This is a genomic window from Thermodesulfobium acidiphilum (assembly GCF_003057965.1).
GTDB lineage: Bacteria > Thermodesulfobiota > Thermodesulfobiia > Thermodesulfobiales > Thermodesulfobiaceae > Thermodesulfobium > Thermodesulfobium acidiphilum.
Map to the genome: position 1 here is coordinate 438062 of NZ_CP020921.1, position 11799 is coordinate 449860.

15 protein-coding genes are annotated in these 11799 nt (G+C 32.8%); 13 read left to right on the plus strand and 2 right to left on the minus strand.

The window, feature by feature from the left end; genetic code table 11:
- The first annotated feature begins 68 nt into the window (after positions 1 to 68).
- From TDSAC_RS02205 to TDSAC_RS02225, 5 genes are all read left to right on the plus strand, one after another.
- Positions 69 to 989 (plus strand): NAD(P)/FAD-dependent oxidoreductase, encoded by a 921-nt coding sequence (locus TDSAC_RS02205; protein WP_108308656.1) that lies wholly within the window; start codon positions 69 to 71, stop codon positions 987 to 989.
- A 1-nt stretch (position 990) separates the two neighbouring features.
- Positions 991 to 2328, plus strand: coding sequence for an SH3 domain-containing protein (locus TDSAC_RS02210; RefSeq protein ID WP_199919864.1), 1338 nt, complete (start codon positions 991 to 993; stop codon positions 2326 to 2328).
- 61 nt (positions 2329 to 2389) lie between these two features.
- Positions 2390 to 3253, plus strand: a complete 864-nt coding sequence (locus TDSAC_RS02215) for a fructose 1,6-bisphosphatase (protein ID WP_108308661.1) — start codon at positions 2390 to 2392, stop codon at positions 3251 to 3253.
- The gene (locus TDSAC_RS02220) at positions 3253 to 3507 is read left to right on the plus strand and encodes an FmdB family zinc ribbon protein (protein WP_108308663.1); all 255 of its coding nucleotides are present in this window, start codon (positions 3253 to 3255) and stop codon (positions 3505 to 3507) included. Before TDSAC_RS02215 ends, TDSAC_RS02220 begins: the two co-directional genes overlap by 1 nt.
- The gene (locus tag TDSAC_RS02225; RefSeq protein ID WP_199919865.1) at positions 3495 to 4082 is read left to right on the plus strand and encodes a hypothetical protein; all 588 of its coding nucleotides are present in this window, start codon (positions 3495 to 3497) and stop codon (positions 4080 to 4082) included. The genes TDSAC_RS02220 and TDSAC_RS02225 overlap by 13 nt, the downstream gene beginning before the upstream one ends.
- On the opposite strand, the gene TDSAC_RS02230 is transcribed toward TDSAC_RS02225, so the two are convergent.
- Together TDSAC_RS02230 and pckA are read right to left on the minus strand one after the other, a co-directional pair.
- On the minus strand, positions 4075 to 4554 hold the full coding sequence (locus TDSAC_RS02230) for a pilus assembly FimT family protein (protein ID WP_108308667.1): 480 nt from the start codon (positions 4552 to 4554) through the stop codon (positions 4075 to 4077). The two genes, TDSAC_RS02225 and TDSAC_RS02230, sit on opposite strands and share 8 nt — an antisense overlap.
- Positions 4523 to 6034, minus strand: a complete 1512-nt coding sequence (gene pckA, locus TDSAC_RS02235) for a phosphoenolpyruvate carboxykinase (ATP) (protein ID WP_234405762.1) — start codon at positions 6032 to 6034, stop codon at positions 4523 to 4525. Before pckA ends, TDSAC_RS02230 begins: the two co-directional genes overlap by 32 nt.
- Positions 6035 to 6126: 92 nt before the next feature.
- On the opposite strand from pckA, the gene xseA reads away from it, so the two are divergent.
- From xseA to TDSAC_RS02275, 8 genes are all read left to right on the plus strand, one after another.
- On the plus strand, positions 6127 to 7506 hold the full coding sequence (xseA, locus tag TDSAC_RS02240; protein ID WP_108308670.1) for an exodeoxyribonuclease VII large subunit: 1380 nt from the start codon (positions 6127 to 6129) through the stop codon (positions 7504 to 7506).
- Complete coding sequence (xseB, locus tag TDSAC_RS02245; RefSeq protein WP_108308671.1) at positions 7499 to 7696, plus strand: exodeoxyribonuclease VII small subunit; 198 nt, start codon at positions 7499 to 7501, stop codon at positions 7694 to 7696. The genes xseA and xseB overlap by 8 nt, the downstream gene beginning before the upstream one ends.
- A 180-nt stretch (positions 7697 to 7876) precedes the next feature.
- Positions 7877 to 8779 (plus strand): manganese-dependent inorganic pyrophosphatase, encoded by a 903-nt coding sequence (locus tag TDSAC_RS02250; protein ID WP_108308672.1) that lies wholly within the window; start codon positions 7877 to 7879, stop codon positions 8777 to 8779.
- 109 nt (positions 8780 to 8888) lie between these two features.
- Positions 8889 to 10127 (plus strand): peptidyl-prolyl cis-trans isomerase, encoded by a 1239-nt coding sequence (locus TDSAC_RS02255; RefSeq protein WP_108308673.1) that lies wholly within the window; start codon positions 8889 to 8891, stop codon positions 10125 to 10127.
- A gap of 22 nt (positions 10128 to 10149) precedes the next feature.
- A complete protein-coding gene (mazG, locus tag TDSAC_RS02260; protein ID WP_234405755.1) occupies positions 10150 to 10941 on the plus strand; it encodes a nucleoside triphosphate pyrophosphohydrolase in 792 nt (263 codons plus the stop codon).
- Positions 10928 to 11152 (plus strand): S4 domain-containing protein, encoded by a 225-nt coding sequence (locus TDSAC_RS02265; RefSeq protein WP_108308675.1) that lies wholly within the window; start codon positions 10928 to 10930, stop codon positions 11150 to 11152. The genes mazG and TDSAC_RS02265 overlap by 14 nt, the downstream gene beginning before the upstream one ends.
- A gap of 34 nt (positions 11153 to 11186) precedes the next feature.
- Positions 11187 to 11450: a hypothetical protein gene (locus TDSAC_RS02270; protein WP_108308676.1), complete on the plus strand. Its 264-nt coding sequence runs from the start codon at positions 11187 to 11189 to the stop codon at positions 11448 to 11450.
- 6 nt (positions 11451 to 11456) lie between these two features.
- Positions 11457 to 11798 (plus strand): S1 RNA-binding domain-containing protein, encoded by a 342-nt coding sequence (locus TDSAC_RS02275; protein WP_108308677.1) that lies wholly within the window; start codon positions 11457 to 11459, stop codon positions 11796 to 11798.
- The last annotated feature ends 1 nt before the right edge of the window (position 11799 follow it).

An 11799-nucleotide genomic window follows, 5' to 3' on the forward strand; every position in this document is an offset into this window, starting at 1 on the left:
ATTGTATTATTTTATATGATCTGCAACAATGGTTTATAATGGTTAAATCATTTTTGGAGGTATAAAGATTGAGATATGATGTAATTATTTTGGGAGCAGGACCTGCTGGTTTATCTGCTGCTGTTTATTTAGCAAGAGCTAATGTTTCGTCTCTTGTAATAGGTTTGCCAGGCGGATCAAGGGCTTCGTGGGCCCATAACATTGAGAACTACCTTGGATTTCCTGAAGGAATTTCGGGTAAAGAATTTAAGGAGAGATCGGTAGCTCAAGCAAAAAAATTTGGCGCAGTAATTTTAGAAGAAGAAGTTATTGCAGCTAACTTTTCTGAAAATGGCGGTTACTACGTTGAAACAAATAAAGAAAATCGCTTTGAGGCTAATTTTTTGATTCTAGCACTGGGATTGAATGTAAAACCTTCTGGCGTAAAAAATGAAGTAGAATATGTTGGGAAGGGAGTCTCTTATTGCAGCACCTGTGATGGGTTTTTTTACAAAAATAGGCCTGTTGTGGTAATAGGTAATAAAGATCTGGCTGCAAGAGAAACTCTTGATCTGGTTGAATTTGCTTCGAAGATAAATTTGATTTCGCATGCAAAGAGTTTTGAAATCTCTGAAAACTTTCTGAATAAGTTAAAACAAAATAATGTTGAATTAACGACAGGAAAGGTAATTGAAGTGCTTGGTGATGGAGAAAAGGTTACTGGAGTTTTGCTGGATAACGAGAGCAAGATATCTGCGGACGGCGTTTTCTTTGCTTTGGGAGATATGGGGCCGCTTGATATAGCCAGATTTTTAGGGTTAGAAATTGACGAAAAAACAAAATCAATTGTAGTAGATAGGAAAATGAGAACTAATATTCCTGGAATATATGCTGCGGGAGATTGTACTGGAGAACCTTATCAGATTTCCACTGCTGTAGGAGAGGGTGCAATTGCTGCCCTTGAAATTATACATGAACTAAGAAACAGAAAGGACAGAAAAGATGATTAATATGATTAATATTAAAAGGTTTATTTTGCTTTTGGTATTGTGGGCATTTCTGGTTTCTAGTGCTTATGCAGCAGCCTTTACTCCTGATGGGAACCTGGTAGGAAATAATATACCAGTAAGAAGTGGCCCTGGTACAAGTTTTAAGATTATCAAAATAATCAACCAGGTTACCCCCATACAATCGATTGAAAAGCAGGGAGATTGGTATAAAGTAAAGTTTCAGGATAATTCGGAAGGTTGGGTTATAGGTTATTTTGTTGCATTAACTAAGCAAGCGCCCGGTTCTATTATAACTTTTGATAAATTAAAGGATATCAAAGCTCTTGGTATTCAAAACGAAAACGACGTTTGGGCTGCTACAAGTTTTGGAATCTTTTTGATAGAATCTACTACGAAAGTCGTACCTTATAACGATGGATATCCTTTAGGATATGAGGTTGAAAAATTTTATTTTGATAATAACAATGTTTATGCTCTCTTCAAAAAAGGTGATAATGATAGAAAAATTATGTATTTAAAAGGTAAAAAGTGGGTAGGTTTGGATACAAAATTTGAGTACAATACTGTGTATTATCAAGGCGATTCTTATTTTTGGCTTGGTGGAAAAAATGGAATTGAACTCTGGGATCTTAAAGGCCCAAAGCTAGTTTCCTCCTTTCCGGAAAAGGAATATCACGCTTTTAGTTCTGTTCTCAGTATTTACAGAGATTCTAACGATCTTTGGGTCGGAACTGAAAAGGGATTGTATATGTTAGATCTTAAGACAAATAAGATTACTACTTATTCTGAAAAGAATCATTTAATAATGGGTGCCTTTACTCTGATTCTTGGTGATAAGGATAGGATTTATGCTGTGTCCAGAGAAACTAATATGCTGGGTTTAAACATTTCTTGTGCTTTGAATATTTATGATAAAAAAACTCATAAGTGGATAAATTATCTTCCTGCTGATTATCCACCAGGGATAACTTCTTATCCATGGATAGAAAAGGGTATCATAACCGATGATGGAGCCTGGTTTAGTGTGTTTCAGGAACAATCCACTCTTATAACAGGATATGGCGTAGTTCATTACATCAGCAAAGACAATAAGTTTAAAGATTATTACGTGCCAAAAATTTATTCAGACTCAATAATGGGATTTGTTTACCAAAAAGGCAAGCTGTATATGATGAGTCCTAAAGGTGTATTGACCTATAACGAAGCTACGGGCGATTTTGGAAAGATTACAAAAGCAGATGGTTTGTTAGACAACGATATCAAAGCTCTCGCAGTATATGGCAATACCCTTTGGATTGGTGGGCCTCAAGGCATAACTAGATATAATTTAGAAAAGTAAAAATTTGATTGTGAAAGTAGAATTAGAAATTTTGTTTAAAAAATTAAGATAGGAGTTTGCTTTGAAAATAAGATTGGATATGGCTAAGTTCGATGTATCTGGTTACGTGGATAATATAAGCGTGCATCCTATAATAGTTGAAAAGCTAGAGTGTTTTTTCTCGAATCTAGTTAGTGAGAAAGAAATCCTTGACTATAATGTGTTGACTCTCTCAAATAGAGTTTTGGTAATTGTAGTATCAGAGGCCGAAAGATTCAAAGAAGCAAACGACATTGACAAGATTTTATATGGTGCACTAGGAAGCATAGAAAAGGCTGATTTTAATTTTACATTTGAAAATTCAAGTCTTAAACAATTTAAAAATTTTCTTTTTACTGAAAGAAGAAATGAAAGCATACTAATATTCTTTTCAACTAACGTTGAACTTGTAACATACAATATGGCAATTTTGAAGCTTTTATTTAATCCTTTTGCAAATTTTGATATTTTTAAAATTAATGTTTTTGAACTATATACCATCAATTTGAAATTTAATGAGCGTTTGAAATCTTATACACAATTTAAAGATCTTTTTAAGTTACTAAAAGATATAAAGAAGTCAAGTTTAAAATTTTTTGTTCAATCAATTGAAGGCCAAAATTCTGAGCCTGTGATGGTATCCCTGGAAGATAGTAGCGCTTCTATATGGAGGGTGTCTACCCCATATTTTTCTATAAACTTTATTCTAAACGCATTGGTAGAAAACATTTTGCCTGTAACCTTTTATGATTCATCTAACGCTTTAGCTTTTCCTAAATCACTGGCTGTAGGTTTTACCCTCCAAAATGGAAAACTTTTTGGACCCGTTGATCTCTTTGATGACTCGTTTTATGATTCTTTAAGAAGTAAATTTTATGAAAAAATTATTAATAGGAGGTTTTCATAATGCCTTTTTATGAATATAAGTGTTGTGATTGTAATAATGTGTTTACTCTATTAAGGAGTGTTGATAAAAAAGATGACGCAACAAATTGTCCAAAGTGCGGTTCTCCAAACGTGAAGAGAGTAATTTCAAGACCTATGGTTTCAAGAGCGAAATCTCCCAGTAATAGCGATAGTTCGATTGATATTAGTTCAACTACTTCGAGTTCTTCTTGTGCAGGTTGTTCTGGAGGAGATTGCAGTTCTTGTGGCCTATAAATAAAAATTTTGTTTTAATTTTAGCGCTTTTTTTTGTAACTTTTGCAGGTGTTTTTTATTTAAATAATCTTGAAGTTTCTAATAAGAGGTATTCTTTTGATCTAAAAAAGCAGCAACTAACGCCTAAAAGTATTTTCAATTTTAATTTTGATGGTTTGAAAGTTGATAGTGGTGGAGGGGGGTTAGGGAAATTAACACTCAGCGATTTATTTTCTTTTAAAAATTCAAGCGTTATTTTAGACAATAATGTTCACATCAGCAATAAAGATTTTAATCTATATACAAAAGAAGTTGAATATAAACCCTTTGAAAAAACCGCTTATGCAAAGGGAGAGGTTCTTGTAGAGGGAAGAGACTTCTTCTTTTTTGGAAAGGACGCATATCTTGAAAAAACTTCTTCGGGAGTAGTTTTAAGTTTACAGAATATAGATGGTGTGATATTTAAAGGTCCGTTTACTGCCAACAAGATTTCGTATAACATAAATACAAAACAATTGTCGGTTGAGAACTCAGTAATTCACATCTGGAAAATTCCTGTTATGTGGCTGCCTACCATATCTATTGAGATTAATTAACGTTTTTATTAATCCATATTCTTCCTGTAGCAGTTCCTATTATAATATCTATTTCTTTGTTAATCTGTTTACATATCAACGATATTTTTCCGCCGCCCTCATTAGGAACTCCATGTATACTAAAACTACATCTGTTAGATGAACCACAATAGGCATTTTTAAAGGTTATTTTGTTTGCCAGATCGAATCTTGATGATTGTTTGCCATTGTTGGAAAAGATATAATATGCGTTTTGATTGATATCAAATAAAATTGAATTATTAGTTTCTCCGTTGAAAGCTGAATTTCTTATAATTCTAAGATTTTCGGCAATTAAATCGGCCTGATTTTCTAATTGCCAATTTAAAATAATGTTTTCTAGGTATGCTGGTGCTATAGAAAATAGACAGATAGAAACAATTAATATAGAAAGGATAAGTTCAAGGAAGGTTATACCTGAGCTATTCTTTGTGTTTTTTGATTTGATTTTCAATCTTTTTTGCTAATTCAATAGCTTTTTTTGTATACTCTTCTTTGTTCTCCCAGGAATTTATTGGATTTAGTATTTCTGGTGCGATGCCCTCAAGATATTCTGGTATAGTAAGTCCAAAGTATTTGTCTTTTATAAATTTTGAGTTTTCAATTGTTCCTTCGATTATATGTTTTACTATAGTTCTTGTAGTTTTGATATCTATTCTTTTGCCAATGCCAAATGGCCCACCAATCCAGCCAGTATTTAAGAGGTATATTCTTACACTATGCTCCCTTATTTTCTTTTCAAGTAATGAGGCATACTCTATTGGTTTTCTTGGCATAAATGGAGCTCCAAAACAAAAAGAGAAGGTAGTCTGTGGTTCAATTATTCCTCTTTCTGTGCCTGCTAATTTGCTAGTATAACCGCATAAAAAGTAATCCCTGGCATCTTGAGGGCTTAGTTTTGCAACTGGTGGCATAACTCCGAAAGCATCTGCTGTGAGGAAAATAATGCATTTTGGATGTGGACCGTATAGTTTATCGTGGGCTATGCTAACTGCTTTCATGGGATATGCAGCTCTTGTATTTTCTGTGATAGATGAATCTGTGTAATCTGGAGTTCTATCTTTAGTAAGGATTACATTTTCTAATAGACTACCAAATTTGATTGAATTATAGATTATGGGTTCGTTTTCACGAGATAGATTAATACACTTAGCATAACAGCCACCTTCAAAATTAAAAATTCCGTTTTCGGACCAGCCGTGTTCATCGTCGCCAATTAACTTTCTTTCTGGGTCGTTAGATAGGGTAGTTTTTCCTGTACCAGAAAGTCCAAAAAAAAGTGCTACATCGTTGTTTTTTCCAATATTTGCACTGCAATGCATTGGAAGGACTTCCTTTTCTGGTAGAAAATAATTCATACAGGTAAATATTGCTTTTTTTATTTCTCCGCAATACATACTTCCAGATATTATTATTGTTTTTTCTTTCAGATTAAGAATTATTGCTGCATCAGAGTTAGTTTTGTCAGTTTCTGGATCAACAGAAAAACCTGGTAAAACAAACATTGTAAAAGAATTTTTTGCTATTTTGTTTTTGCTATTTATAAACAAAAATTTTGAAAAAAGAGCTGAAAAGGCATATTCGCAAAAAATGTGAACGTTAAATTGATAATCTGGATCCGCTCCTACAGAGCCGCTAAATTCTAAAATATCTTTATTTTGCATATAAGCCGAAGCTTTTGATTTTATAATTTTGTAGTTCTCTTCTGGTAGAGGTAGGTTTATCTTTCCCCAATCAACAGTATCTTTAGTTATATCGTCATAAACTATAAATCTATCGTTTGGGGATCTGCCTGTAAACTTGCCTGTTCTAACACAAAGAGAACCGTCGCTCGATAATACCCCCTCGCCATTTTTTATGGCTAGTTCTATTAGTTCTGGGACGCTAAGGTTTTTTTTAATACTTCTAACATTTTTTGGAATAAAGTTTGACATCGCTTTCAATTCGTCACCCCGCAATTATCTAAATGAACGATTTAATTTTAACACAATTGTTATAAAATTAATAAAAAAAGGTGAGGTTTTTAATGAACAACAATAAGCCCCTTACTTTATATGAACTTAATCTTATGATACAAAAGGTTATTAAAGACAATTTTGAAAGCGATATACCTTTAATTGCTGAGGTATCAAGAATAATTCATAATCCTAGTGGTTTTGTTAGTATTGAACTGATCGAAAAGAAAGATAATCAGATAATTGCCAAAAATCGTGCTTTTATTTGGAGCGATAAGAAATTTATAATGGATGTTTTTGAAACGATAGTTGGCGAAAAGCTTTCAGAAGGGATGAAAATTCTTGCGAGGGTAAAGGTTACTTACCATCCATCTTATGGCTTGGCTTTGAACATTTTTAATATAGATCCATCTTATACTATTGGCGAAATGCAGTTGAAAAAGAACCAGATACTGGCAAAACTTGAGAACGAAGGTTTACTTGAATTAAACAAATCTCTTGAACTTCCACTTGTTCCTCAAAATATTGCGCTTATTTCATCTGAAAGTGCAGCTGGGTATGAGGACTTTATTAGACATCTTATTTATAATGAAAAAGGATATAATTTTAATGTAAAACTATTTTCTTCTGTAATGCAGGGTAAAGACGTTGAAAATTCAATTATAAGCTCTTTGGACGCTATAGCTGAATACAGAAATTTTGAAGTGGTAGTTATTGTGAGGGGAGGGGGATCGGTAGGAGAGTTAGATTGTTTCAACAGTTATAATCTAGCAAAAAAGATCTCACAATTTCCGATCCCGGTTCTTGTAGGAATTGGGCACGATAGAGATAAAACAGTTTTAGATTACGTTGCTTATGAAGGATTTAAAAATCCTACTGCTGTAGCACATTTTTTGATAAACAGAGTAGAAGCCTTTGAAAACCAACTTAAAGATAAGTTATATAAAATATTTAGTTTAAGTTCTGAAAAAATAGACAGAGAAATAAAAACTGTAGAAAGAGTATCTATCAGGATCAAAGAAAAAATACTTGAAAATTTGAACACCTCAAAATCAAATATTAACTATATAGGTAATAGGATCTTTCCTGATTTTTTAAGAAGAATTGATTTGGAAAAAAGAAAGTCTGACAAAATTCTTTTCAATATCTTTTCAAGACTAAAAGAAAGAGTAGGGGACGAGTATTCATTTTTGCAAGGAAAGGAATACGAATTAAAAAGTAAAGTCATATCAGTATTTCAAGAAAATAAAAATTTTGTTGCAAATCTTGAAAGAGAAATAAGATTAAAGGACCCCAGAGAAATCTTGAAAAGAGGTTTTTCTATTACAACTTTACAAGGAAAGGTAATTAAAAATTATGAAGATGTTGCAGAAGGCTCAAGTATTTTGACACATTTTTTTAACTTTGATCTTTTTAGCGTAGTAGAAAGGAAGGTAAAAACTAATGAATGAAGAAATAAGTTACAAAGAAGCTTTAGATGAATTAAATTCTATTGTCCAAAAGATTGAATCCGACGAAATTGATATGGATGAGCTCTCTAATATTGTGAAAAGGGCATTGTTTTTAGTAAATCTTTGTAAAAGCAAGTTAAAGAAAACAGAAGATGAGCTACAAAGCATGTTCAATGAGCTAAACTCTTAATGGTTATATAAAAAAAGTTTTTTAATATATAAATACTTATTAAATTCAATCCTGTTTTTTTGTGATAGTATCAATGATGACCTGGATTTAATCTTTAAGAAAGGGGGTTGTTGAATTTAGATATAAATTTTGTTATACTATCCATAAGTCAAAATTATATATTAAGGGGGTATTTTCTTAATGTCAGATGTTTATGTAGTTGGTCACAAGGCACCAGACACCGACAGCGTTTGCTCTGCTATTGTTTATGCTGAATTGAAAGGTTATAATAGCGCAAGAGCAGGCGAGCTAAACGATGAGACAAAGTTTGTTTTAAACAAGTTTGGATTTAAAGAACCCGAATTACTTGAAAACGTTGAGGGGAAAAAGCTCGTACTGGTAGATCACAATGAAGCTTCACAAAGAGTTTGTGGCGAAGATTCATCGATGGTTATAGAAATAATCGACCATCACAAGTTTAATTTTGTAAATAACACTCCAATTTACATTTTGAATGAACCCCTTGGTTCAACCTGTACAATTTTGGCCAAGCATTATATGGACAAGATTAAGGATAAACCCAAATTGGCAGGTCTTTTGTTGAGTGCGCTTCTTTCTGACACCGTTATTTTTAAGTCTCCAACAACTACAGAAGAGGATAAAAAGATTGCTCAAGAGCTTGCAAAGATTGCAGGTATAGATGACATCAATGCTTTTGGTATAGAGATAAAGAAAGTACAAGGCAGCATTATTGGCAAGCCAATTGATAGTGTAGTTAAGAAAGACTATAAAGACTTTGATTTTGGTGGCAAGAAGGTTGGTATTGGCCAAACTGAAATCCTTGATATTAATGAAGCTTATGACAGAAAAAATGAGATAATCAAGTTTATAGAAGAATTAAAGAATTCTGGTGGATATGCAATGGTAGCCTTTGCCGCAACAGATATTATGAAAGAGGGATCAGAGTTATTCTTTGCTGGTGATCCTGGTATAATTGAAAAGGCCTTTGGGAAGAAACCAGAAGGAAATTCTTTGTGGCTTCCTGGAGTTATGTCGAGAAAGAAACAAATTGCACCGCCTCTGGAGAAGGCTTTTAAATCGTAATTTAAGGATTATAAAAATATTTCCCCCTCACCTTTTTGAGGGGGTTTTATTTTTTTTTCTTATATTTTTGCTATAATTAATGCAAATTTTTGAGGAGGTAATAAATTAATTGTTATCAATTAGAAAATTGTTTTCAATCAGAAAGAAGAAAGAAAGTAGCAATTTAGAACAAAAAAGCTTACAAAATGAGAAGAAGGACAAAAGGTTTAGGTTTGGGTTTGGTTTTCTAAAGAACATAAAATTTTGGTTGGGCGTGTTGGTTGTCGTTTTGGTTGTTTCAGGTGCATATACACTGTTTGAATTTCAACCTGTTGCAACTGTTAATGGTGAACCAATAAGAAGATATGAATATGAAAAGACATTAGGTGATGCTGTTAGTTATTATGAGCAATATGGAATAAATCTTTATGATCCTAAGGAAGCTTCTTTTTTCCTCGAGTTAAAAAAACAAGTATTAAATCACATGATAGATAATAAGATAATTACTCAAGAAGCCAAAAAAGAAAATATAAAAATTACTCCTTCTGAAGTGGATGCAAGAATTGATGAAATAAAGAAAAGCTTTCCATCAGAAAAGGATTTTTTTGAAGCTTTAGCTAAACAAAAGATATCAATGGGCGAGTTAAGAAATATTATTGAACAGCAACTGACAGCTGAAGCTCTATTTAAGAAATTAACTTCTAATGTAACTATATCAGAAGCTGAGGTGAAAGCCTATTATGAAGAACACAAAAAGGAGTTTGTACAGCCAGAACAAATCCACTTGAGACATATTTTAGTCAAAACAGAGCAAGAAGCTAATTATATTTACGAACAGCTTAAGCAGGGAAAGGATTTTGCTACCCTTGCAAAAGAGTATTCAATTGATACGCCTACAAAGGATAAGGGGGGAGATCTTGGTTGGATCTCAAAAGCAAGTCTGGTTCCTGATCTAGCTAAGGCAGCAGATGAACTAAAGGATAACGAATTTTCTAAACCAATAAAAAGTCCTTTTGGATATCATATAATTGAAAAACTTGGCACCAGACCATCAAAAGAACTCTCGTTTGATGAGGTTAAAAATACTTTAACTGCTCAACTTCTCAGAAATAAACAGGCTCAGAGTTTGGAGAAGTGGTTTAAGGAGAAGAAAGAGCAATCAAAGATTACTCCTGATCCAATTGTTGCGCCTATGGATAATCCAGTTATAACAGCCTGGGAGAGGTTTAAGTTTTGGTTAGTTTCTTTGTTAAATAAAACAAGAGAGGGTAAACCAATCCAGGGGCCACAACCAACTACGAATCCTAATACGAATTCTCAGGGTGAGAGTCAAGGTTCGCAAAGTCAACAAAACTCTCAGAGCAAATAAAAGTAAAAATATGGACGATTTCTTGTCTAAAGATCGTTATAATTTTTCTGATTTAGTCGAAATAGTAAAAATTCTTCGATCAGAGAAGGGATGTCCTTGGGACAAAAAACAAACACACGAAAGTATAAAATCGAACTTAATTGAAGAAGCTTATGAAGTAATAGATGCAATTGATAAGAAGAATATCTCTTCTTTAAGAGAAGAGCTAGGAGATTTGCTTTTACAGGTGGTTTTTCATTCACAGATGGAAGCTGAGAAGAAGGCTTTTGACATCTATGACGTTATAGACTCTTTGGTAAAAAAATTAATTTACAGACATCCACACGTTTTTGGAGATGTCTGTGTGAAAGATTCTGATGAAGTATTAAAAAGATGGGAAAATTTAAAACTAAAGTCTAATAATAACGCATTTGAAGAAAGTATTTTTTCTGGCTTTACCACAGCTCTTCCAGCTCTCATACTAGCTTACAAGGCTCAAAGGAGAGCTAAAAATGTTGGTTTCGATTGGGATAATTATGATGATATTGTGGAAAAGATCAAAGAAGAAATTGATGAATTTAAAAGTACTGTGAATTCCAATAATAGAGATAAAATGATAGATGAAATGGGAGATATTCTTTTTAGCGTGGTAAATTTGGCTAGGTTTTTTAATATATATCCAGAAGACGCATTGAGGCTTTCTACTTTGAAGTTTATAAAAAGGTTTGTCTTGATGGAAAGGATTATAAGAGATGATAATTTGAAGATTTCAGATCTTGATATTGAAAAGCTAGATTTTTATTGGGAAAAAGCAAAAGAATTTGAGACTGGATAAGTGGCTTAAAATAACAGGTTTGATAAAGAGAAGAACAATAGCTAAAGAAATGTGTGAGTGTGGATTTGTTCTGGTTAATGGAAGGGTTGCGAAGCCAGATTATAGCGTAAAGGTAGGAGATAGAATTGAAATCGTTTCCCCAAAGTTAATAACTGTAATTGTTGAAGATGAATTACCAAAAAGAGGTATCGGATACAAGATTTCGACCTAGATCAAGGCCCAATAAATATGGGCCTATAAGGACTTTGTGGTTTTTTATATTAATAATTCTTTTGGTTATACTAACTTTGTGGGTTATAGATGGATTAAATAAAGTTGCTATTTTAAACAAAGAAAAGGCATCTTTATTGGAGAAGAAGAAAAGACTAGAAAGTGAAATAAATGTTCTTAATAGAAGAAGTGAACTATTTAACGATCCGGTATGGTTGGATTTTTATTTGAGGAAGAACTATTCTTTTTTGCATAAAGACGAAAAACTTATAATTATAAAAAAAGATGGAGGTAGTTAAGACTTTATGGTTCATATCATGCCCGGGGAATTTTATGAGGGTGTAGTAATTGGAACGGCAAAATTTGGAGCTTTTGTTGAACTTCCCTCAGGTGAGATAGGTCTTGTACACATTTCAGAGGTATCAGATGATTATGTAAAAGACGTTGATACGGTAATAAAAAAGGGTGACAAAATAAGAGTAAAGGTATTATCTATTAAAAACGATGGTAAAATTGAACTTTCGATCAAACAAGCTACAATAAGTTTTGAAGACAAGATGAATATCTTTAAAAAACAAAGTGAAGAAAGACTTCTTGATTTAAAAAGAAGTTTGGAGCCAAAACGTAAGGGAAAAAGGCAAAAATAGG